The 22,810-nt window shown below is 44.8% G+C and carries 18 protein-coding genes; 5 read left to right on the top strand and 13 right to left on the bottom strand.

Annotated elements, in window-relative coordinates; genetic code table 11:
* Positions 1–12: 12 nt before the first annotated feature.
* The 7 genes from ACOJRU_RS03135 to phoB form a co-directional block, all read right to left on the bottom strand.
* Positions 13–771, bottom strand: coding sequence for a DUF3450 domain-containing protein (locus tag ACOJRU_RS03135; protein WP_421133599.1), 759 nt, complete (start codon positions 769–771; stop codon positions 13–15).
* A gap of 160 nt (positions 772–931) precedes the next feature.
* A complete protein-coding gene (locus ACOJRU_RS03130) occupies positions 932–3,628 on the bottom strand; it encodes a TonB-dependent receptor domain-containing protein (RefSeq protein ID WP_421133598.1) in 2,697 nt (898 codons plus the stop codon).
* A gap of 99 nt (positions 3,629–3,727) precedes the next feature.
* Positions 3,728–7,810, bottom strand: a complete 4,083-nt coding sequence (locus ACOJRU_RS03125) for a hypothetical protein (protein WP_421133597.1) — start codon at positions 7,808–7,810, stop codon at positions 3,728–3,730.
* A 205-nt stretch (positions 7,811–8,015) separates the two neighbouring features.
* A complete protein-coding gene (locus ACOJRU_RS03120) occupies positions 8,016–8,861 on the bottom strand; it encodes a prolyl hydroxylase family protein (RefSeq protein WP_421133596.1) in 846 nt (281 codons plus the stop codon).
* 4 nt (positions 8,862–8,865) lie between these two features.
* Entirely contained in the window at positions 8,866–9,810 is a 945-nt protein-coding gene (locus ACOJRU_RS03115) for a PstS family phosphate ABC transporter substrate-binding protein (protein ID WP_421134704.1), read from the bottom strand.
* 24 nt (positions 9,811–9,834) lie between these two features.
* Complete coding sequence (phoR, locus tag ACOJRU_RS03110; RefSeq protein WP_421133595.1) at positions 9,835–11,136, bottom strand: phosphate regulon sensor histidine kinase PhoR; 1,302 nt, start codon at positions 11,134–11,136, stop codon at positions 9,835–9,837.
* Between the two features lie 68 nt (positions 11,137–11,204).
* On the bottom strand, positions 11,205–11,894 hold the full coding sequence (phoB, locus tag ACOJRU_RS03105) for a phosphate regulon transcriptional regulator PhoB (protein ID WP_421133594.1): 690 nt from the start codon (positions 11,892–11,894) through the stop codon (positions 11,205–11,207).
* A gap of 202 nt (positions 11,895–12,096) precedes the next feature.
* On the opposite strand from phoB, the gene ACOJRU_RS03100 reads away from it, so the two are divergent.
* Together ACOJRU_RS03100 and rdgC are read left to right on the top strand one after the other, a co-directional pair.
* Positions 12,097–13,827: an ATP-binding protein gene (locus tag ACOJRU_RS03100; protein WP_421133593.1), complete on the top strand. Its 1,731-nt coding sequence runs from the start codon at positions 12,097–12,099 to the stop codon at positions 13,825–13,827.
* Positions 13,828–13,915: 88 nt separating this feature from the next.
* Complete coding sequence (gene rdgC, locus ACOJRU_RS03095) at positions 13,916–14,827, top strand: recombination-associated protein RdgC (protein WP_421133592.1); 912 nt, start codon at positions 13,916–13,918, stop codon at positions 14,825–14,827.
* Positions 14,828–14,870: 43 nt separating this feature from the next.
* Here rdgC and ACOJRU_RS03090 read toward each other — a convergent pair whose 3' ends face one another.
* A complete protein-coding gene (locus ACOJRU_RS03090) occupies positions 14,871–15,425 on the bottom strand; it encodes a helix-turn-helix domain-containing protein (protein WP_421133591.1) in 555 nt (184 codons plus the stop codon).
* A gap of 158 nt (positions 15,426–15,583) precedes the next feature.
* On the opposite strand from ACOJRU_RS03090, the gene ACOJRU_RS03085 reads away from it, so the two are divergent.
* The gene (locus tag ACOJRU_RS03085) at positions 15,584–16,765 is read left to right on the top strand and encodes a benzoate/H(+) symporter BenE family transporter (RefSeq protein WP_421133590.1); all 1,182 of its coding nucleotides are present in this window, start codon (positions 15,584–15,586) and stop codon (positions 16,763–16,765) included.
* A gap of 75 nt (positions 16,766–16,840) precedes the next feature.
* Here ACOJRU_RS03085 and ACOJRU_RS03080 read toward each other — a convergent pair whose 3' ends face one another.
* Positions 16,841–17,677 carry an HDOD domain-containing protein gene (locus ACOJRU_RS03080; RefSeq protein ID WP_421133589.1) on the bottom strand — a complete coding sequence of 279 codons (837 nt, stop codon included), beginning with the start codon at positions 17,675–17,677 and terminating at the stop codon, positions 16,841–16,843.
* A gap of 383 nt (positions 17,678–18,060) precedes the next feature.
* On the opposite strand from ACOJRU_RS03080, the gene ACOJRU_RS03075 reads away from it, so the two are divergent.
* Positions 18,061–19,737: a dipeptidyl-peptidase 3 family protein gene (locus tag ACOJRU_RS03075; protein WP_421133588.1), complete on the top strand. Its 1,677-nt coding sequence runs from the start codon at positions 18,061–18,063 to the stop codon at positions 19,735–19,737.
* A gap of 87 nt (positions 19,738–19,824) precedes the next feature.
* On the opposite strand, the gene ACOJRU_RS03070 is transcribed toward ACOJRU_RS03075, so the two are convergent.
* From ACOJRU_RS03070 to folB, 4 genes are read right to left on the bottom strand one after another with little or no spacing between them, the layout of a single operon-like run.
* The gene (locus ACOJRU_RS03070) at positions 19,825–20,196 is read right to left on the bottom strand and encodes a histidine triad nucleotide-binding protein (protein WP_421133587.1); all 372 of its coding nucleotides are present in this window, start codon (positions 20,194–20,196) and stop codon (positions 19,825–19,827) included.
* Between the two features lie 41 nt (positions 20,197–20,237).
* Positions 20,238–21,038, bottom strand: coding sequence for an undecaprenyl-diphosphate phosphatase (locus tag ACOJRU_RS03065; RefSeq protein ID WP_421133586.1), 801 nt, complete (start codon positions 21,036–21,038; stop codon positions 20,238–20,240).
* An 8-nt stretch (positions 21,039–21,046) separates the two neighbouring features.
* On the bottom strand, positions 21,047–21,541 hold the full coding sequence (folK, locus tag ACOJRU_RS03060; RefSeq protein ID WP_421133585.1) for a 2-amino-4-hydroxy-6-hydroxymethyldihydropteridine diphosphokinase: 495 nt from the start codon (positions 21,539–21,541) through the stop codon (positions 21,047–21,049).
* On the bottom strand, positions 21,541–21,894 hold the full coding sequence (gene folB, locus ACOJRU_RS03055) for a dihydroneopterin aldolase (protein WP_421133584.1): 354 nt from the start codon (positions 21,892–21,894) through the stop codon (positions 21,541–21,543). The genes folK and folB overlap by 1 nt, the downstream gene beginning before the upstream one ends.
* 293 nt (positions 21,895–22,187) lie before the next feature.
* Here folB and plsY point away from each other — a divergent pair, with 293 nt between their 5' ends.
* Positions 22,188–22,790: a glycerol-3-phosphate 1-O-acyltransferase PlsY gene (gene plsY, locus ACOJRU_RS03050; protein WP_421133583.1), complete on the top strand. Its 603-nt coding sequence runs from the start codon at positions 22,188–22,190 to the stop codon at positions 22,788–22,790.
* The last annotated feature ends 20 nt before the right edge of the window (positions 22,791–22,810 follow it).

The raw sequence follows: 22,810 nt of genomic DNA, 5'->3' as shown, positions 1-22,810 counted from the left end.
CTCATCAACCTCTTAGTCTGTAATTGCTACTGGCAGCATTAGCAAGTCTGGGGCAAGCTGTTTCTTCGCCATGCGCAGACCTTTTGTGATTTGTGTACGGTAGCTGCTATCTAAGGCTTCCCATTGACGCGTTTGCTTGTTCCATACACCTTGCGTACTCGCATCACGAGTTTGATAAATAAGCGCGGTACGACCTAAACGTAAAAACTCAACATCACGCTCTTGACCATCGATTGAGTGAATACCGCTGTAAGCTTCCATTGTGCGACCGTAATCCATTTCAACTTGGAACGCTTCCATGACACGACGGAATTTTTCAGACGCTGCTACATCAGCACGGTCCATCATCGCTTTTAAATCGGCAACGCGGTTGGCTCGCTCTTCAGGAAGAAACGGAACGTCTAATTCAATAAACTGCTCAAGACCGTCAATCATACGAATCATAAGCGGTGTAATTTGACGTTCTACCACTGACACTTCGTCAATAGCCGAATTCAAATCAGTCATTTCTTGCTCTTGACTACCGATTTGCTTACGAAGCTGGGTGTTGTACACCTCTAGGCCTTCGATTTCTTTCATTAGTGTTTTGAACTGTTGAAGTTTGCTATCGATCTGATCAGTTATACCATTAATCTTTTCTTGCGATTTAGCCGCAGACTCGTTGATTTTCGCCGCCTCATCGACAACGGGCTTTAAGACTTCATCGTCTTGTGCGAGTACCGGTGACGCCGCTAGCGCACCTGCAACAAGCAAAGCATTGATAAGCTTCATACATTCAAACCTTTAAAGTTAAAAGAAATCGGTGTTATCCGACTATAAATTTCTGGGCGTAGGATAGGAGTTTTCCATGACAGTTTTATTACAGGACTGTCATAAAACAACTAATGAGTAGGTAAAAAAAAGCCCGACATGGCGTCAGGCTTTATATTTACTAGAAATCGTACTTAATCGAGGCGTTCAAACTGGTGCCTACCGTAAGTCTTCTGAGCGTTAACCCTTCTTGTTCAATTTCCTTTTCATCATTAAATAAGTTCTGCACTCCAAATTTAATGGTGGTATTGAAATCTGGATAGTAAGTGTAAACCGCGTCTAATGAATGGAACGGCTTTTCTATACCATCTTCAAAGCCACGAACGCCTGGTGCAATAATACGCTCGCCAAATGAGTTATACACTAACGAGGCAGAGTGTTCACCGTTCTCTGAATCCCAGCCAAGCTGCATGTTCGCCACCCATTCTGAGTGCCCCACAAGGCGTCGTTGGTCATTAGTAATGGTTGCCGTAATTCGACCACCATACGCTGCACGCGCCTGTTGAGAGAATAGCGAGTCTTGGTCTTCACTACCAATGGTTACTTCAGAGTCAGACAAGGTCATGTTGGCCGATAGGAAAAAGTTGCTAAAGTTATCCCCGATAAATGCAAGGTCATGTAAAAATTCAAATTCGACACCGTACAACTCACCTTCTTCACCGTTGGCGGTCAGTAGCTGAGGTACCCCTTCACCGCCATCGAATTGAACCATCTCGATAGGGTTGGTCATATCTTTGTAAAATACGGCCACCGACAAGTTGTTCCCTTGTGACATATACCACTCCCAGCGGAAGTCGATATTGGTCAGTTCAGACTCAACCAGTGTAGGCGAACCACGAACCAAGAATTCGGTTAACGGGTCAATAAAGAATGTTGAACTAATATCACGCAAATCAGGACGAATTAACGTTTGGCTGATATTGAAGCGATACTGCATTTCTTCATTGGGAATGTAAGTAAAAGCGAGTGACGGTAAAACATCTGTCTCACTGTAAACACTGTCGATGATGGCATCGATATCATCAGCAAATGTATCAGAGTGTTCAACAAACGGAATCGACACTTGTTGGAAGTCTTCATAGCGCGCACCACCACTTACGCGGAATTTCTGGTCAAAGAATGCATCAACCATAAAGTAACCGGCAGTCAGTTTGGTCGCCGCTAAATACTTATCGCCTTCGCCCGTATTATCTTGGAATACTGAACGGCCTGTCGAGCTCGTGTAGAAGTTGTCGTTATAGATATTCTCTTGTGAGAATATCGTGTCTAAACGGCTACCCGCTTTGAAGTCAGCGTCTATACCGAAATGGCGTATCGCTAAATCAATATTGTTACCATCACGGGTTTTATCGTAATAGTCCAATCCGGCTTTTAGTTCTATGTCGTAACCGCTGCCAAAAAAGGCAGTGGATACGTTGAAGCCATAGGTATCTGATTCATCATAAAGCACTTGGAATTGACGGTTTAAGTTAGTTCCCGGCGTGTCATCTAAGCGCTCAAGTTCTAATGCACCGGATTCATCAAAGAATTGTTGAAAGGTGACTTCCATAATATCTGGCGCTTCACGTGATGCACGGCTTGTGCCCACATACCAATCGAAGTAAACGCCACTTAGTAAATCTAGGAAGTTGTGCGTACCTTTAAGCTGAGATGACACCATTTCACGCTCTTCGAAAATGATGTCCATGCGTCTAAATTCTTCAACGCCGGGATCTGATTCACTCTCGTCAAAATAAAAGCCGTCACGAACACGGTCACGCATGTCATGAAGCATCATGTTTACTAACTCAACTTTATGGTTACTGTTGTATTCGTAACCCATGTTGAACATACCGCTCCATCTTACGTTTTGCTCAGTAGATACCATATCTCTGAATTTCGTAAAACGTGGATTTTCCTGACCACCACCAATATCGTTACCTAGCAGTTCTTCAGCAACAGTCCATTGGTTGGTGTAAGAAATAGTGGCAAGAAAACCAAGCACGCTGTCGTTATCAAAGACGTAATTGTTTCCTATTGTCGAGCCTAAGCTAAAGTTAGGGTCGACTGACTTCGCTTCGGGACCAATATCCCAATTGAACGAGCCTAAAATAGCCTGTGTTTCCGCTAATGTTCGAGTGCGGTCGCCTTCAAACCCTGCTGAACCATTTGCAGCAAGACCAGATTGAATAATGTTTGGCAGTGCACGCGTGCCATCATCACGTCCTGTCCAGTCGTCGCTGCCGCCAGAGTAGAACACGCCATCGTCGCCATTTTGTGTATTCCAGCCGCCACCTGCACTTACATTGAAAACAAATTCGCTAGGAATAGATTTGGTGCGGATATTCACGTTACCGCCACCGAAATGCCCAGGCATATTAGGAGAATACGACTTCTGAACATTCAAGCTTTCAATGATGCTTGAAGGAAACAAATCAAGAGGGACAACCGAGCGCGTTGGATCCGGGCTAGGTACTGTCATGCCGTTTAATTGCGTGCTTGAATAACGCTCACCAAGACCACGTACGTAAATGAACTTTCCGTCTACAAGCGTAAGACCTGTTACACGACGAAGCGCAGCTGCCGCATCGCCATCACCAGTACGAGATATTTGTTCCGCACCTAAAATATCAGCAACGAACGCTTGATTTTGACGTTCTTGTAATACCGCTGTTGCAGTACCTTTTAATCGCGTACCTGTTGCAACGACTTCCTCTATTGCCTCATCTTCCGATTGCTGCGCAACCGCGTTAAGAGGAAGAGCACTTGCGCCAAGAATAGAGGCGATAGCCAACGATAGTCCACCAACCTTGAATGTTGACGCGTGTTTATTTCTCATTTTGAAAACTCCTATGGAACTGCATTCTGCTAAGTCGCTTTTAACACAAAAGCTAAGGCGTATTAACGCCTTAGCTTTTCAGTGTGTTACTTCTGCTTGTTAGTCTTCCAGACCTACAGTTACCCAACCTAGTGTCCAGTTTGTTCCACCATCAAATGCACCTTTGTAGCTTGTACTATCAAAGAAGCTATCAAGTGTTGATGCATCGAAACCTGAATCTAAAAGTACTGAATTATTTGCCGGCACATAGCCTGTTGAATCAAAACCAAGCGCAGCAGTATCAGCCAGTACACTGTTGCCATCTTGGCCTTCGAACCACGCCTGCGTAGTGCCACCGTCGATAGTGTCTGAACCGAATGGGCTAGCTGCAGAACACGCTACTGCAGAGTGAGTTACTGTTAGTGAACCACCTTCAGCGTTTGCGATAGACTCGTTGCCGTTAACACGTAGGCAGTTACTGTAGTCAGCGCCACCAGTTACCACTAGGTTTTTAATAACACCCGCAGTACCGTTACGTAAACGTACACCGTTAGTACCTGTTGCGCCAATGATAGTGACGTTAGACACAGTAGGTGTAGTTAATGGCGTCCAAGAAGGGTTATCTTCATTGTTGTCAGCTTCAAACGCGTTGTCGCCGCCAGCTGCGCTTTGCTTAATAGCCACGTATTGTGCTTTACCTGTCCAACCGAAAGACCAGTCTAGTGAGTCATCGCCAATCGCGGTTAACACTAAGTGGCTAACGTTTACTGTGCCGCCGAAGAACTCAACACCATCGTCTAGGTTTTCGTGAACCTGGATGAAGTCAACTTCAGTACCACGACCAACACCTGCGAAAGAGATACCATTAAGTTCGTCACCCGCAGCGAGCGCTTTACCAGCGTGCTTAACAATTACGTAGCGTAGTGTACCAGAGCTATCATCTTCGTCAGCACCGCCATAAAGACCTGCATCACCTTCTGCAGCAACACCACAGTTAGCTAGCTCTTCTTCAGACGTATCGTTGTCATCACCCGTATTACAAAGGTTAGTAGGTGCATTACCTAGAATAACCAGACCGCCCCATTGACCAATGTCAGTTTCTTCACCGGTTAGGTCTTGTACAGACGTGAAGGTGATAGGTAGTGTTGCAGAACCGCTGGCTTCAATTTGTGAACCGCGGCGTACTACTAGGAAGTCGTTACCGTCTTCACCAAATACTGTGGTACCGCGCTGTACGTAAAGTGTTGCGCTGTCTGCATTGTCGTTACCAACTGCAGTACGACCTTTAATTAACCAGTGAGCATCATTAGTAAGCGACACGTCAGACGTGAACACTGTATCAGTAGCAAGCTGGTATACCGGCTTGTCCGTGATGGTTGGGAAGCTTCCAGATACGTCTGTGGCTAAGCCTTGTGCTAATGCGTTGGTAACGCTTGTAGGAATAGCGTCATTAACTGCAACAGTCCACCCTTCCATCCAGTTGTTGTCGCCGTCAAATGCACCAATGTAGTCTGTTGCTGTGAAGAAGTCGTTTTCTTCAGATACATCTACACCGTTACCTAGAAGCGGAGAACCAGAGCGAGGAGTGAAACCGTCTGTAGAAAGCATAAGTGCGCTAGCTGCTAGCGTGCTGTTACCGTCTTGACCTTCAAACCATGTTTGCGTAGTACCGCTACCGATAGCGTCTGAACCAAAGTTAGCGTCAGTTTCGCATGCTACAACCGAGTGCTCTACTGAAAGCTCACCAGATACTGCGTTTGCAATTGACTCGTCGCCGTTAACACGTAGACAGTTAGCGTAACCTTCACCACCAGTAACGACTAGGTTGCGAACGTTGCCTGCAGTACCGTTACGTAAACGAACACCGTTAGTACCCGTTGCGCCAACGATAGTTACGTTTGCGATAGTAGGCTTAGTAAGTGGAGCCCACGCGGGGTTATCTTCGTTGTTGTCAGCTTCGATAGCGTTGTCACCACCAGCAGCTGATTGCTGGATGTAAACGTTTTGTGCGTTACCCGTCCAACCGAAAGACCAGTCTAGTGAATCATCACCAATGTCAGTAAGTACAACGTTACGTACACTAACTGTACCACCGAAGAACTCGATACCGTCATCAAGGTTTTGGTGAACTTGGATATACTCAACTTTTGTACCTGAACCGATACCTGCAAATGAAATACCGTTTAGTTCGTCACCCGCGGCTAGTGCACGACCAGCGTGTTTAACTACAACATAGCGTAGTGAACCAGTATTATCTTCAGAGTTGTTGCCGCCGTAAAGACCCGCATCACCTTCTGCTGCAACACCACATGCTGCTAGCTCAGCGTCAGACGCATCAGCATCATCACCTGTGTTACAAAGGTTACTTGGTGCGTTACCAAGAAGCACGATACCACCCCACTGGCCGATATCCGTTTCTTCACCTGTTAAATCTTGTACTGAAGTGAAAGTAATTGGCGCGTTAGCTGTACCGTTCGCTTCAATCATCGATCCACGACGTACAACTAAGAAGTCATCACCTTGCTCACCGAATACGGTAGTGCCTTGCTCGATAAATAACGTTGCGCTATCGGCGTTGTCGTTACCAACCGCAGTACGGCCTTTAATCAACCAGTGTGCATTATTTGTCAATGTAACGTCAGCGGTGAATGTTGTGTCAGCAGCAAGTTCATATACAGGCTTGTCTAGGTCAGAGAAGTCACCTGATACGTCTGTTGCTAGACCTTGTTCGAATGCGTTTTGAACGTCAGTTGGGAAACCGCCGTTAACGCCTACGGTCCAACCTTGTGTCCAGTCATCACCATTTGGATTAAATGCACCGATATAACTGTTACCGCCAAGCGCCAAAGGCGACGCTGACGTTGGGAAATAACCGTTATCTTCTAATAAAAGCTGTGAAGGTGTGAGTACGTCATTGCCAGACTGCCCTTCAAACCATGCTTGAGTGGTGCCACCAGAGATAGTGTCGCTACCAAAATTATTTGCAGGCGTTTCACACGCCACTATTGAATTAGTAATGGCCAACTCGCCTGATTCAGCGTTTGCAATTGACTCATCGCCATTTACACGTAGGCAGTTAGTAGCAAGTGCTGAGCCCGTTACTAGTACATTTGAAAGTACGCCGGCGGTACCGTTACGAAGACGTACGCCGTTAGTGCCGTCAGCGCTAACAATAGTTACGTTCGAGATAGTTGGTTTAGTTAGTGGCAACCAAGCAGGGTTGTCTTCGTTGTTGTCAGCTTCAATTGCGTTGTCGCCACCTTCAGCCGATTGCTGAATGTAAACGTTCGTTGCGCTTCCGGTCCAACCGAAAGACCAATCAAGAGAGTCATCACCGATGTCGGTCAATACTACGTTGTTAACGTTAACGGTACCACCGAAGAACTCGATACCGTCATCTAGGTTTTGGTGAACCTGAATGTGATTAACTGTTGTACCTGAACCGATACCTGCGAAAGAAATACCGTTTAGTTCGTCACCAGACGCCAGTGCTTTACCCGCGTGCTTAACTACAACGTATTCAAGTGAGCCTGAATTATCTTCAGGGTTGTCACCGCCATAAAGACCTGCATCACCTTCTGCGGCCACACCACAGTTAGCTAGTTCTTCGTCAGACGTTTCGTTGTCGTCACCGGTGTTACATAAGTTAGTCGGTGCATTTCCAAGCAGTACAACACCACCCCACTGACCGATATCAGTTTCTTCACCCGTAACGTCTTGTACCGACGTCATCACGATTGGCGCAGATGCTGAACCAGAAGCTTCAATTTGTGAACCACGACGTACGACTAGGAAATCGTTTCCGTCTTCACCAAATATAGTTGTACCTTCTTCGATGGTAAGAACAGAAGCGTCTGCGTTGTCGTTACCAACGGCTGTGCGACCTTTAATGATCCAGTGAGCGTTGTTGGTTAACGTCATGTCTTGAGTAACTGTTAAGTCTGCATTTAAACGATAAACAGGCTTGTCAGTAATAGTTCCAGAGAACTCGCTAGAAACGTCAGTAGCAAGACCAAGAGAGAACGGAGTATCCACGTCAGGCGTTGTAGGTGTTGTAGGAGTAGTAGGTGTGGTGGGCGTAGTAGGTGTAGTAGGCGCTGCTACAACTTCATCACCTTCGTTAATTACAATGTCACCACCGCAGCCAGCAAGAATAAGCGCAGTTGTAATAGCACTTATCTTAAATACGTTACGAAATTCCATTAAATTCTCCAAGATTTTTTAGTATGGATTTTTAGGTTTCGTAGAGAGTAAAGGACATCGGTGACATTTTTGTTACAACACGCGAAAGAAAGTAAAATTTATTGACGATTTTAAAATACTCGACTAATAAAAATAAAAACCATGTTTTTCATAAGCTTAATGAATTATACATACTTACATTCCGAAGCATGTGCGATATGACATGTCAGTTTTTCGATCTAAACCATTTTGTTATGACAGTTTTATTACCACGAGTTACCGGTTCAGCGAAGTGAATACTATTAAGGTTAGGTTCACCGGTTGGTAAGAGGTTGTTCCAGAATAACGCTTTGCCTTTTTGGGGCTTTACAGAAATACCTACTTTAGTAAACCGAGTATGGCCACCTTCGCAATCTTCATTTAAATAAATCATGCACGTCCACGTACGTTGGCCTCTTGATGCACAATGGGCTAAATATTGCGGCGTTCCCGGTGGAAAAAAATCATAATGCGGTTTGTAATACTCACCAACCTGATAATGCTGTGCTTGAATAACCTCTTGTTCACCAACACCCAATTGAAGCCGCTCAACAATGCGCCGTTCTACGCGTTGCACTACACTGCTATTAAGTTGAGCAAGTTCACACGTTGATGATGTGCGAATATTTTCTGACGATGCTGCCCCAGCAAGCGATGAAGGGGTGAGTTTCCCCCTCGTTAACGCAATAATATCATCGCACTCTTGTTCACTGAGAAAATGTTCAACGGCATAAAGTGATAATTGGGAGGGGTCACTTAATGAGGCATAGTGCGAGTTCGTTTTATTGCCTGAGGGATTGGCGTCGTTTGAGCGACTACTATTATGACTCTCGAAACTATTCGCTAAACGTGTAAAAAATGGCGTATCGTTACCCAAAGGAAGCTCTGGAGGTAAATTTGCGCCTAGAAGTTGTCTTATGGTGTGCGGTACAAACCCATTTTGAGAGAGCGTCGTAGCAATTTCTTCGATGGGAACGCGTGTTAGTAAACATTGTAACACCCAGTTTTTCCATTGCGAAGAAACCGTTGTCACAGGCTTACCCCTCGTCTAATAACCGGCGCTGACGCAATAAAACGTCATCACGGATAGGGAAGTAACCATCGCGCACAACCTGACGCTGTCCTGCTTTTGAAAGCACAAAACGTAAGAATTCACGCTCTAACGTTGGCAATGGCTCTCCAGGTTTTTTGTTCACGACAAGATACAAAAAGCGGGAGTAGGGATATTCTTCGTTTCTTACAGTGTCCATGGTGAGGGCAACAAAACTATCCTCCCGCTCACCCAATGGTAGAGCGCGCACACCCGCTGTTTTATATCCATAGGCGGCATACCCCATAGCCCCTTTACTCGATGCAACAGACAATACAACCGACGCAGACCCAGGTTGCTCATTTACCGTGTTTTTGAAATCGCCGTCACACAGTGCCATCACTTTAAACAACCCGTATGTCCCTGACACAGAGTTTCGACCATAGACACGAATAGGTGCTTGGTAGTCATTGCCACTTACACCCAATTGTTGCCAGCGATTTACCGCCTCATTCGCTCCACAATACTGCGTTTCAGAAAACACGGCATCAACCTGATTTAGTGTTAATCCATCAAGGGGATTACTACGCTCAACAAAAATAGCGATAGCATCCATTGCAACCTTTAACACCACCGGGGGGTAACCATGCTTACGCGTAAAATCGCGAATTTCACTCGGCTTTAATGCGCGACTCATCGGGCCTATCGTAGCCGTTCCTTCAATTAACGCGGGGGGAGCGGTCGATGAGCCTGAGGCTTGAATTTGAAAACCGACTTGCGGATACAAGGTCTTAAATTCTTGTGACCAAAATGCCATTAGATTTGCCAGTGTATCTGACCCTACCGATGTGATTTTCCCCGCAACACCTGGCGCACGTTCGTATTCAGGTACATTAGATTCGCCAGCTAACGCAAGCGATGCACTGAAACAAACAAGCGCACTTAAACACATCGTCGCCAAAAGACTTCGAACCATTTAGTCTTGCTCCGCGATAAGTTCGCGGTCTAAAACGAAAGAAAATTGACTTCCTTCGCCCAAAGCGCTGGTTATGTCGAGTCGAGAGTTGTGATGGCTGAGCACGTGTTTCACAATAGACAAGCCCAGCCCCGAGCCCCCTGTTTTTCTTGAACGGGCTTTATCAACACGATAGAAGCGTTCAGTAAGTCGGTTCAAATGATTGGGTTCAATCCCATCCCCGTTATCGACAACAGCAAATTCGGCCCCTTCGAAATGCCTTCGCCAGTACACATTGATTTCGCCCCCCGAGGGCGTGTAATGCACCGCATTGAAGACTAAATTAGAGCACGCACTGCGCAATTCGGTTTCAACACCATAAACCAGCAGGCTACTATCAATATGAAAATGAATAGTGTGCTGTTTCTCTTTGTTAAGCGCGATGGCTTCTCTCTCAATTTGAGTAAGCATAGCGGGCACATTAATGACGTTTTCGTAAATACGTTCAGCACTGGCTTCGATACGAGATAGCACCAACAAGTCTTCTATTAAATTCTGCATACGCTGCGTTTGCGACGTCATCTCTTTCATGGCCTTTTGCATAAAGGGGTCGGCCGACTCATCGATAGGCAGTATTTCAAGGTATCCATTAATTACCGTAAGGGGCGTGCGCAGCTCGTGAGACACGTTGGCCACGAAGTCTTTGCGCATTTCTTCTAGCTGAGATACCCGTGTGACGTCACGGGCGATAAGTAATAAGTGCTCTTCGCCGTACGGCATAATACGGTATTCAAACGTCTTGTTAGGGTTGGTTGGAGACGGTACTTCAATAGGATATTTGAAATCACCGGCGTGAAAATATTGAATAAATTCGGGGTGTCGAATGAGATTATCGACTCGGCTGTTTGCGTCTTGCGGCCACTTCAATCCCAAGTCTAAACGAGCTAACCGATTACACCAAATAATGCATGCCTTTGCGTCAACCACCACAGCGGCATCGGGAAGCGCTTCAGACCCTTCTCTAAACCGCTTAACAAGCTCGCCCAACTCTTTACGCTTGTTACGGTTTCTGCGTTGAAGGTAGTAAATGCCTTCATAAATATGTTCCCATACACCTTTAACAGTCGGGGGAGACATTTTTCGGCTATGCCACAGCCAACGATTCAATTTATAGAGATGCCAATAGTTGAACACAAGCAACAGCGTAGCACCCACTGCAATGGCAAACAGCATGTCATCCATGTACCAACCGATTACCGCAAATACCAACAGGTATAGCGCCAATCGCAATGTGCTTCTCAACCAAGAGAACGGGTAATACATAGAACAATACGCCTAATATACAAAGTCAATAACCGCTGTACGTGATGCCACGACAGCGGATATAGCAATTATAATTTCGCTGAAAAACGGTAACCTGCGCCGCGAACGGTTTGGATCATAGCATCATGGCCATGTTGAGAGATAGCCTTTCTTAGGCGGCGAATATGTACATCCACTGTTCTATCCTCAACGTATACATTCGTTCCCCACACGTTATCAAGCAACAACTCTCGACTGTATACGCGCTCAGGGTGCGTCATGAAGAAATGTAGTAATTTGAATTCTGTTGGCCCCATATCAAGCGCATCCTCATTCGCCGTTACGCGATGAGATACAGGCTCTAGTTTAAGACCGTTAAACTCAATAGGCTCTTCATTTGAGGTTGGCGTCACTCGGCGCATTACCGCTTTTATGCGTGCTACCAACTCTTTTGGAGAAAACGGTTTCGTAATGTAGTCGTCAGCGCCCGCATCTAAACCGCGAATCTTATCCTCTTCCTCGCCGCGCGCGGTAAGCATGATAACCGGAATATCTCGCGTAAACTCATGTTGCTTCAAGCTCTTGGCAAGCTGCACGCCACTTCCTCCTGGAAGCATCCAGTCGAGGAGAATAAGGTCGGGATACGGCTCACAGATTTTTTCCTGCGCTATATCGTAGTCTTCGGCTTCAATAATATTGAAGCCCGATTGCTCAAGTACAAACTTCAGCATTTCGCGAATAGGCGCTTCATCCTCAACAACCAATACGGTACGAGACATTGTTATCTTCCTGATCATTACAAAACGCCGCCATTATTAATGTCATTCATGACACTTTTATTAAAACGATTACAAATATGTGTCAAGCTTTATAGAAACTTAACAACACGAAAGTTTCAATTTACTTGCTTGTTTATTAAACCGTTTGCGCATATTCTTTCACAGGTGCTCAGTAAATTTATGGACAGGAGAAGGTTGTTCAATGGCGACCGTTAAAACCGGGTTATCAAGAAAGCTCTTAACACGGGTGCTTTCTGTCTATTTCACACTGACACTCATCGTGACAGTGGGACAAATATTTACTGAATATCTTAGCACCAAGAACCATGTTGAATCTGAACTTCAAACACTAAAAAACACCTTTTCAACCAGCTTAACCCGCGCACTGTGGGAGCTTAACACAGAACAAGCGCGCTCTATTGCTGAAGGGCTATTAGAATTACCTATTGTAGAAGGTGTGCAAGTACGCGGAGAAAATGGTAACTATATTGCCGAGTTCGGGATTCGTACTCAGCGTTCTGGGGCGCCCGTTTTAGAAGAAATCATAGAAGATCACACTGGGGGCATTTTCAGTTACAGTTTTCCACTGGTGTTCAAATTTTCCGGCCGTGAGTCTACCGTCGGCGATGTCACTCTCTATTCAAGCTTCGACACCATATTTGGTCGCATTGAAGTGGGTATTTTCTTTTTGATAGGGAATGCCCTGGTAAAAACTACCTTTTTAGTGTTCCTCTTTATGACAGCGTTTAGAACCATGCTGTCAGAGCCGCTGCATGAAATTACCGACAAAATGGGGCGATTCGACGCCATGCACCCTGAAGAGGGAAAGCTTGATGTCAATATCGATGATGACAACGAGTTATTGCAGTTAAAAGAATCATATAACCAAGTTATTGACGATCTCATCATTTCTAACAACAAGCTGACAGGCACGCAAGACCAGCTTACTCTCGCGAATAAAAAGTTAGATGACCAAAATTTAATTCTTGAACAAGAAGTCGCTAAGAAAACAGCATCGTTATCTCAGATTATGCTAGACCTTGAGCAACAAAAAGATGAGCTCATTGCCAACCAACGTGAATTGCGTCAAGAAAATGAAAACCGCCAATACATAGAAAACGAATTGAGAAAGAAGAATTCTGAATACGTAGAATCTATGGATAATCTTCAACTAGCGAAAGATCAGCTCGTTGAGTCAGAGCGTATGGCCTCGCTAGGAGGGTTAGTCGCCGGTATCGCTCATGATGTTAATACACCGTTAGGCGTAAGTGTCACCGCGGCCAGCTTTCTACAGGAACGCTTAAACAACCTTAAAGTTGATTTTGAGGACAAGAGCCTCACCACAAGAACCATGTCTACGTTTATTGATGAAGCACAGCAAACTGCAACGCTGCTTCTCATGAACCTTGATAGGGCGTCAGATCTTATTGCGAGTTTCAAACAGGTAGCTGTTGACCAAACCAGCGAAGCAGAACGTGACTTTAACCTTAACGACTATATTGGTGAGGTTATCCAATCGCTCAAGCCCAGCTTTAAACACAGCAATCACACAATTACGGTTAATTGTCCGCCTGAACTTATCATTAAATGCGCACCTGGTGCTATTGCTCAAATCATTACCAATATGGTCGTAAATTCGTTAGTCCATGGTTTTGAAAATAAAAATACTGGCGTCATTAAGTTAGACATCACGCTTGATGAAAACGAAGTGGTGATGACATATTCTGACAACGGAAAAGGGTTGTCTGAGTCAGACCTAAGTAAACTGTTCGATGCATTTTTCACCACAAGAAGGGGTGACGGAGGAAGCGGACTAGGCACGCATATTATTTATAATCTGGTGACACAATCGCTTTCAGGTAGCATCGAAGCTAATAGCGAGCTTGGACAAGGCTTAACCTACCTTATTCGCTTCCCACTGCGCCGCAACTAAAATATCAGTGCTTGTGCCTATCTATCGATTGCGCTGCTTTCGCTAGGTTGGTACGCTTACGCCCCGCTTTTTAAAGAGATAGCTTCACATGTGGTTTAAAAATATAAAAGCCTATCAGATAACCCAGCCTCTTTCGTTAGATGACAACGATTTAGAGCGCGTATTAGGCGAGCACGCTTTTCGCCCTTGCGGCAGTCAAGATGTTGCAACCATGGGTTTTGCGTCCCCTTTTTCACAAGCCGGAAAATCTGGCACCATGTTCCACGTGGTTCAGCAGCGTTATTGGATTACGGTTAAAAAGCAAGAAAAGATATTGCCTGCTGCCGTGATAAACGCTGAGCTGGAAGAAATGGTAACCAAAATTGAGATGGAAACAGGTTCTCCTGTTGGCAAAAAAGCGAAAGCTGATTTAAAACAAGAAATTCAGACTAAACTACTTCCTCAAGCCTTTACCAAAAATAGCTACACTCATGGCTTTATCTCGTTGCCTGACAACGTGGTAATCATCGATGCGTCTTCTGACGGCAAAGCTGAAGCCTTTCTTGCGTTGGTAAGAAAAGCGATTGGCTCACTTCCCGTTGTACCACTGGCACGCCATAGTCTTCAAAGCGAACTAACGCATTGGGTTACCGACGCTACGCCAGAAGGCGTTGAACTGTTGGAAGAAGCAGAATTTAAATCTACCGACGATGCCGGCAGTGTCATTCGCTGTAAAAATCAGCCGCTCGATAGTGATGAAATTACCATTCACCTAGACGCGGGTAAGCTGGTTCAAAAAGTGGCATTTGAGTACCAAGACACGCTGACGGCAATCATTGCTGAAGACGGTTCTATTAAACGTATTAAGTTTACAGACCGCATAAAGGAAGAAACCGAAGATGTACCTAAAGATCAAGTCGAAGCGAGACTTGATGCAGAGTTTGCGCTTATGTCTGCTGAACTGAGCCAGTTTGTCGTGTTTTTACAAGACACACTTAACCTGAAAGACGATAACGCTTAATAAAGATAAGGCTGGCGAACGCAAAACGTAGCGTTCGCCGCTGCTATGTTTTCGGATAATGAATGACTGCAATAAATCGCGTTCTTCCCACATCATCTCGATAACCATGCTCACTACTTGCGTTTAATATATATTGTTCACCCGCTTCTAACGCAACCCAATCGCCATCACTATGCACACTTAAGCGCCCCTCAAGCACATGAATATGCTCGGTTACGCCGTGTTGATGTGCACTTGAACGTTGCTCGTGAAAATGGGTTAAACACAGTTCAAACATTTCGAAGCCCTTGTCATCTCGAAACGGGAACAAGGTTTTGATGTGCATGTTTGGGTCATCGTCAAACCCATCAGACTCAGGCGAAATGCTATTTGCCGTCGATGATATAAACGATGAGAAAGATGTATTTAGTCCAGTCGCTATTTTCCATAGTGTAGCAATACTTGGGCTCGACTCTTTTCTTTCAATCTGGCCCAGCATGGCTTTAGACACTCCGGTCAACGCCGATACTTTATCTAATGACAACCCTCGCTCGTTTCGTAAATGTTTAAGATGCTTTGCAATGCTTAAGGCAATGTCTGCCTGATTGGTCTGTTTCATGGCGGTTACCGCTTGTCTAGCCGTGAGAGTAGTAGGAATTGCACAAACCACTTGTGCGTTATAACGCACAAGTGCTATTTTGTATGTTATAACGCACAACATACAGCAGGTTTTGGCAATGTGCGACGTATTTTTACTGAAAAAAGGGTTTATACGCTATGAATAATCCGTGGACCATAAGCCAAGTAACGTCGGGGTTAACTGCGGTTGTAGTGGGGTATAGCAGTGCAGTAGTGATCGTTATCGATGTTGCAAAGCGCGCTGGCGCTACTGATGCAATGGTCGTCAGTTGGCTTTTGGCCTTGGGGATAGGCATGGGTATTACCTGTATTGCCTATTCGTGGCTAACAAAAATGCCGGTTGTGACCGCATGGTCTACCCCTGGTGCAGCCTTTCTTATTGGGAGTGTAGAGCAATATACATTGCCAGAAACAATAGGTGCGTTTTTTGCTAGCGCGTTACTGGGTATTGCCGCGGTTCAAAGCCGCCACCTGCTTTCGTTAATAAAACGCATTCCCCCCGCAATATCCGCTGCGCTACTAGCCGGTATCCTGCTGCCTATTTGCCTGTCTATTTTTAGTGAAATAGACACCTACCCTTTTATTATTACCTTGTTCTTAAGTGTCTACATTGCGGGCAGCAGATGGTTTCCGCGCTACTTGATGTTAGTCCTGCTGATGTTGTCGCTATGTATTGCAAGTCAACTCAGTGACGATTTTGTCATTACCGCTGTTACGCTGCCTGCACCGGTTTGGGTTACGCCTGATTTTTCCTTAAGCGCCACCATTGGCCTTGCTGTGCCGTTGTTTCTCATTACGATGTTATCGCAAAATTTACCGGGTATAGCCATTCACCACGCTCACGGCTATTTTTTAGATCATAAACCCGTGTTAACCGGAATTGGTGTTGTTCAATTCGCCTTAGCGGGGTTTGGCGGCTTTACATTCAACCTGGCAGCCATCACCGCTGCGCTTTGTATGAGTGAGCAAGTAGATAGCGATAAAGCGCAGCGTTATAAAGCCGCTATTGCTGCTGGGATAGGCTATTTACTGATGGGGTTGTGTGCATCGGTGGTGGTTACGCTCTTTGTATCCATGCCTGTTGTCATTGTTCACGTGCTCGCGGGGCTCGCTTTGGTATCTACCTTACAAAGTGCTCTTGCCCGCGCACTGGAAACACCAACGTATCAACAGCCAGCGCTGCTTACGTTTTTATGCAGCGCATCCGGCTTCACACTGTTTTCCATCACCTCAGCGGTGTGGGGTTTGGCATTGGGGTTATTGTTACTATTAGCGCATAAAAAACGGCTAGATAGTACTAAAGTGAAACGTACTCATTAGCCCGTGAATAAAGGGAAACGGACACAAAAAAAGCTGGCATATGGCCAGCTTTTTTCAGTGAGTAGCACTGTATTTCTATTGAAAAACTTGCTTTCCTGCTGCTGCAAGTTCAGCAAACTCTTCAGATTGAAGTTCGCTCACATCGGCAACCACACCGCGTTGAACCGCAAGATTAATGACCGCATCTTTTTGGCTATCCATTACACCAGCAAGCGCTGCACCTACTCTTACGAAGTCAATGTAACCTAGGTTTTCAGGAATGTAGCTTAAGTCTTTCCAGCTTTTCGCCACGTGTACAAATTCTTCGCCAAACCCCCATTCACGCATGATGCTTGCACCAATACGGCCTGCCAATTTGTCTATAGCAACGTCTAAGAATGTGGGCGCAGCAAATACATCGGGGTAGCGCTCGGCTTCTGTTAGGATGGGAAGTACGCCAATATTATGCATTAATGCAGCAAGCGTCATCGTATCCATGCTCATTTCACGCTTCTTGGTACGCGCAATATAAAGTTGAAGCACCGCCATACTGTTAGCAACGATATCAATCGTACGCGCCCACTCCTGTTGGAGATGACGTGCAACCATGTCGTTTTTAGATACGAACAGTTGTTCCATAGCTAATGCGGTAGAAATATTCTTAATCTGGCGAAGGCCAATGCGTGTTACCGCTTGGTTTAGTGACGTGACTTTAACGGCCCGTCCCATGTAAGCGCTATTGGCGATTTTTATCATACGCGCACTTAATGAAGGGTCTTTACCAATAACATCACCCATATCACTTAGGTTAATATCAGGGTCATCCGCCGCTTTTCTTACTTGCAAAGCAATCGCGGGAAGCGTTGGCAATACCAATGTATCGTTATTAATCTTCTCAACTAAGATGGTTAAAAGCGCGTTCTGTGTAGACATATTTCTACCTTCTTAAATAATCTATTTGTCGCGGCAAGGCGATAGTGTTTTAAGACTCACTGCCGTGTCGGATACTTTTAAGTATTCACTTAACAAAAACAACAGTTAATCATCATTACTTTTTCCACTATACGCTAGCTTTTACAAAAGCGCAGCGTTTCAAAGCGGAAATTTTTATTCTAGTTATGGTATAGCTAGTATTATGCTTAAATGAAAGTAAATATTAAGCGAAACAAGAACTTCATTATGTATACATTACTAGCACGAAGTATAAGCGATGCGCTGTAAAACGATGTTGATATAGCGCAATTTATTTCGCTATTAACGCTGCATTGACCCACTTTCTAACGAACAATACGAAAACAATAACGAGAACTCTAATTATGAAATTACGCTATCTTTTATCACCGATTGCTGTTGCAACCTGCTTAATACTAAGTGGCTGCGATAATGCGCCACAAGCAACAGCGTCGACGGCAAGTGAATCAACTAACGATGCGGCCTTACTCGTTGATGCTTCGCGGTTATCCATTTACCATCCCGTTACCCTAACAAGCGATTTATCACACCTAAGTGCTAACCAAAAAGACATGGTTAGCCTTCTTATTGATGCCGCCAAAATTATGGACGATTTATTTTGGAAACAAGCATTTTACGGAAATAAAGAAGCATTCTTAAATGACATAGATAATGACGATATTAGGCATTTTGCTGCCATTAACTATGGCCCATGGGATAGGCTAAACGGCGACACACCATTCTTAGGTGGCTATGCAGATAAAGCATTCGGTGCAGAATTTTATCCTAGTGATATGGAAAAAGCCGAATTTGCAACTGCATCATTTGACGGTAAGCAAAGCCTCTACACCATGGTTAAGCGTAACGAAGCTGGCAACCTGTATGCGCTACCGTATTCAGAAGCATTTAAAAGCGATTTGATGAAAGCCTCTGAATTATTAATGCAGGCCAGTGAATTGGCTGAAGATGCAGGCTTTAAGCACTACCTTACTTTGCGTGCAAAGGCGTTGCTTACCGATGACTATCTGGCCTCTGATATGGCGTGGATGGACACCAAAACTAATCCGGTTGAGCTTGTTATCGGTCCAATAGAAACCTATGAAGACCAACTCTTTGGCTACCGCGCTGCGTTTGAAGCATATGTTCTAATAAAAGATTTGGCATGGAGCGAACGCCTAGCAAAATACGCTAAATTTCTGCCTGAGCTTCAAAAAGGCTTGCCCGTAGCATCTGGATACAAAGCTGAAGTGCCAGGTTCTGATGCCGACCTGAATGCATATGATGTGGTGTACTACGCAGGACATTCAAATGCGGGAAGCAAAACCATTGCGATAAACCTTCCGAATGACGAACGCGTTCAATTAGAAAAAGGCACACGCAGATTACAGCTAAAGAATGCCATGCAAGCGAAATTCGATAATATCCTTGTTCCTATCGCCGATACATTAATAGCACCCGAGCAGAGAAAACATATTACCTTCGATGCATTTTTTGCAAATACCATGTTTCATGAAGTGGCACATGGACTAGGCATTAAGAATACGCTAGATGGTAAAGGCACCGTGAGAGCTGCGTTAAAAGAGCACGCGTCGGCGTTAGAGGAAGGAAAGGCTGATATTCTCGGCCTCTACATGATTCAAAGCCTGCTTCAACAAGGCGAAATCTCAGAAGGTACGCTTGAAGATTACTACGTTACCTTTATGGCTGGTATTTTTCGTTCTGTACGATTTGGCGCTTCTAGTGCACATGGCAAAGCCAATATGATTCGATTTAATTTCTTTGCTCAACAAGGGGCTTTCGAAAAAACGAACGACGGGTTTTATCGTGTTGATATGACAAAAATGGGCGCAGCGGTAGCGGCACTATCTGAGTTGATTTTGACGATGCAGGGAGATGGTGACTACGGTAGTGTTAGTGAGCTCGTTGCAACGATGGGCGTAATCCCCCCATCATTGGCAAGCGATTTAGCGAAGCTACAAGAGGCAAATATTCCAGTAGATATTCATTTTGAACAAGGAAAAGCAGTGCTTGGTTTAGAATGAGCGCTTTAAAACTCGCGAGTATTGCGGAGTAAAAATAAAAACAGTCAGCATGTGCTGACTGTTTTTTTATGCCTGCAAAGGTAACTGCTACTCGACATGTTGTTTCATGTTTTCCGTGTAAGGAGGCCAGCCCATCGGCTTACCCGCCAATACATGCAAGTGAATATGATAAACCGTTTGCCCACCAAATTCGTTGCAGTTCATCACGGTTCGAAAGCCCTGTTCGGCAACGCCTAAATCGTTAGCAATTTTGGCCGCTACCAAAGATAAATGCCCGACAATTTCTCTGTCTTGCGAGGTGATATCGTTAATTGTCGCAATGGGCTTCTTAGGAATAACCAAAAAATGAACGGGCGCCTGAGGGTTAATATCTTTAAACGCTAACGCCAATTCATCTTCATAAAGAATATCTGCTGGAATCTCTTTATTGATTATCTTTGTAAAAATAGTTTCTGACATTGCTTTCGTTCCTCATTTTTAAAATCAGTTACCTGCCACATTTAGGCAAATACAAACCATAACAGCACCGCGCCTAACACCATTCTATAGATCACAAAGGGCATCATACCGATACGAGAAATCCAACTTAGAAACAAGTAGATACAAAGGTATGCGCTCACAAATGAGAACCCTGCACCATACAACAAAGCACGCCAATCAACCGCTTCATTCACTTTAATCAAGTCGTAGGTAGCTAACAGCCCCGCCCCTAAGATAATGGGAATAGAGAGAAGAAAAGAAAAGCGCGCACAGCTTTCTCGCGTAAGTCCAAGCATTAGTCCTGCGGTCATGGTAATGCCCGAACGGGACGTACCCGGAATCAGTGCCATTACTTGCGCGAGGCCTATAATTACCGCTTGCTTCAAATTAAGCTTTTCGAGGGGTTTATTACGTTTCGCCGTTGCATCTGCATACCAGAGCACTGCGCCAAAGAACAATGTTGTCGCGGCAATGACTAGCGCGGTTCGGGCGTTCTCTTCAATCCAACCTTTGAGTAAAAAGCCAACAATGACGGCAGGAATAGTGGCTACAATAACGTACCACGCTAATTTACTGTTTTGTGTTTGGTGTCGGGTAAACCCTTTCGTTACCCAATCGACGGTCATATTAGCGATGTCAGCCCTAAAGTAAATCATCACCGCCAGCAAACTTCCTACGTGTACCGCCACATCAAAGGCTAACCCTTGATTCACCCAGCCAAGCAACTCGGCGGGCAGTAGCAAATGCCCAGAACTACTAATAGGAAGAAATTCGGTTATTCCTTGTATAATCGCTAAAATAATTATTTCAAACAGTGTCATTACACAGCCTACTTCCAGTTAAACTCTACAGGCCATAATGCCTGCTTGGTTTTATCAAATGCTTGCCACATCTGGCTATATGATTTTTGCGTAACGGGATGAATGTCGTTAGGCAATAACTCAGCAAGCGGCCACAACACAAATGCGTTATACGTAATTTCTTCGCGAGGTAAAATAACAGGCGATTGTGTGACGACGTTATCGTAAGTGAGCAAGTCTAAATCAAGGGTGCGTGAACAAAATTTCTTTTCACCATGCTTTCTTCCGTTATCTTTTTCTATATTTTTTAGCGCTTTACATACATCTTCGATAGCCAGATGTGTGTGAGCGCTAACAACCAAGTTATAAAACGGACTACCTTGAAACCCAACAGATTCACTTTCATACACCGACGAACACAACACCTTTTCAAAGGTCGCCTTCAAGGCTTTTATTGCCTGATTGGTGTAGTGCGTTCTATCGATATTAGAACCAACGCTAATCAAAATATGATGGGATGCCATTAATTACGCTCTTTACATAGCTGTACCGCGACGGTTTTAGCATTGGGCAGAATATTAGGCTTAACGATTTTTACCGTGATATGCATCACATTAAATTGCGCAAGTACTTCATCCATTACCCGATTACCGAAGGCTTCGAGAAGCTCGAACGTACTGTCCTGCCCTACTTGTGTAATGCAATCAGCGACCTTGGCGTAATCAATGGTATCTGCAACATTATCAGACACCATAGCGGCTTCTAAATCGGCTTCAAGCGTAACGTCCAGTAATAGTTCTGTCAGTCGTTCACGCTCCCAGTCGTATACGCCAATCAGCGTTTTTACGGCTAACCCTGTTATAAATATCTTTCCCATAAACCTATTCAAATTATTGATACTACTGGTCTTACAACTACGCCAAAACTCGCTTCGAGGTATTACAACGCTGGAATAACCCTATTGAATGAAGTAGTTTACGACTAATTGCTGAACGTAGCGTTCGAATTTGTTCAACTATACCGCTCTACGGATACCGTGGGCAACCTGACAAACGCATTTCGGTTAATAATGTGGGTAAAGGGTGTAACACCGACGCAATAACACATTATTTGGTAATGGGTTAAAAAATAACACGCACCCAACGTAACAAGGTGATGATGACGAGTTTTATGGTTTCCCTTATTCTGCTTATGGCCTGTGTCGCCTATTTACTTGGCTCGCTCTCAAGTGCCGTTGTGATAAGCCGTGCATTTAACCTTCCCGACCCTCGTACTGCAGGCTCTAAAAACCCTGGCGCCACCAATGTATATCGCCTCGGAGGCAGAATTCCGGCATTGCTCGTACTGGTAATGGATATTCTTAAAGGAACCATTCCTGTATACGCGAGTTATTTCTTCAACATAGAGCCTGTGTGGCTTGGTCTTATCGCTATTGCCGCCTGCTTAGGCCATATTTATCCATTATATTTTGGTTTTAAAGGCGGTAAAGCCGTTGCTACCGCCTTTGGCGCAATGCTCCCCATTGGCCTCGATTTGGCAGGGCTATTGATTTTAAGTTGGATTATCGTGGTTTTTTTAACGGGCTACTCATCGCTTGGTGCACTTATTGCCGTATCACTTGCACCGCTTTTTACATGGCTAATTAAACCGCTGTACACAGTACCCGTGGCGATGTTGAGTTTACTTATCATTGTCAGGCACAAAGAGAATATCGTTCGGTTAGTAAAGGGCGCTGAAGGTAAAATTTGGGATAAAGGCAACACCAAAGAGTGACGAGCGCTATATCGCGCTCG

It is taken from the genome of Alteromonas algae (assembly GCF_049117195.1).
Classification (GTDB): Bacteria; Pseudomonadota; Gammaproteobacteria; order Enterobacterales; family Alteromonadaceae; genus Alteromonas.
The sequence above is the reverse complement of the archived record's forward strand: the minus strand, read 5'-3'. Positions and strand labels throughout refer to the sequence as shown.

Excerpts from the sequence above, each read along its gene's own strand:
- ACOJRU_RS03130 (WP_421133598.1), bottom strand. The coding sequence starts at position 3,628 with ATGAGAAATAAACACGCGTCAACATTCAAGGTTGGTGGACTATCGTTG.
- rdgC (WP_421133592.1), top strand. The coding sequence starts at position 13,916 with ATGTGGTTTAAAAATATAAAAGCCTATCAGATAACCCAGCCTCTTTCG.
- folB (WP_421133584.1), bottom strand. The coding sequence starts at position 21,894 with ATGGGAAAGATATTTATAACAGGGTTAGCCGTAAAAACGCTGATTGGC.
- ACOJRU_RS03070 (WP_421133587.1), bottom strand. The coding sequence starts at position 20,196 with ATGTCAGAAACTATTTTTACAAAGATAATCAATAAAGAGATTCCAGCA.
- plsY (WP_421133583.1), top strand. The coding sequence starts at position 22,188 with ATGGTTTCCCTTATTCTGCTTATGGCCTGTGTCGCCTATTTACTTGGC.
- phoR (WP_421133595.1), bottom strand. The coding sequence starts at position 11,136 with ATGTATTACCCGTTCTCTTGGTTGAGAAGCACATTGCGATTGGCGCTA.
- ACOJRU_RS03115 (WP_421134704.1), bottom strand. The coding sequence starts at position 9,810 with ATGTGTTTAAGTGCGCTTGTTTGTTTCAGTGCATCGCTTGCGTTAGCT.
- ACOJRU_RS03135 (WP_421133599.1), bottom strand. The coding sequence starts at position 771 with ATGAAGCTTATCAATGCTTTGCTTGTTGCAGGTGCGCTAGCGGCGTCA.
- ACOJRU_RS03075 (WP_421133588.1), top strand. The coding sequence starts at position 18,061 with ATGAAATTACGCTATCTTTTATCACCGATTGCTGTTGCAACCTGCTTA.
- ACOJRU_RS03065 (WP_421133586.1), bottom strand. The coding sequence starts at position 21,038 with ATGACACTGTTTGAAATAATTATTTTAGCGATTATACAAGGAATAACC.
- ACOJRU_RS03090 (WP_421133591.1), bottom strand. The coding sequence starts at position 15,425 with ATGAAACAGACCAATCAGGCAGACATTGCCTTAAGCATTGCAAAGCAT.
- ACOJRU_RS03100 (WP_421133593.1), top strand. The coding sequence starts at position 12,097 with ATGGCGACCGTTAAAACCGGGTTATCAAGAAAGCTCTTAACACGGGTG.
- ACOJRU_RS03080 (WP_421133589.1), bottom strand. The coding sequence starts at position 17,677 with ATGTCTACACAGAACGCGCTTTTAACCATCTTAGTTGAGAAGATTAAT.
- phoB (WP_421133594.1), bottom strand. The coding sequence starts at position 11,894 with ATGTCTCGTACCGTATTGGTTGTTGAGGATGAAGCGCCTATTCGCGAA.
- ACOJRU_RS03085 (WP_421133590.1), top strand. The coding sequence starts at position 15,584 with ATGAATAATCCGTGGACCATAAGCCAAGTAACGTCGGGGTTAACTGCG.
- folK (WP_421133585.1), bottom strand. The coding sequence starts at position 21,541 with ATGGCATCCCATCATATTTTGATTAGCGTTGGTTCTAATATCGATAGA.
- ACOJRU_RS03125 (WP_421133597.1), bottom strand. The coding sequence starts at position 7,810 with ATGGAATTTCGTAACGTATTTAAGATAAGTGCTATTACAACTGCGCTT.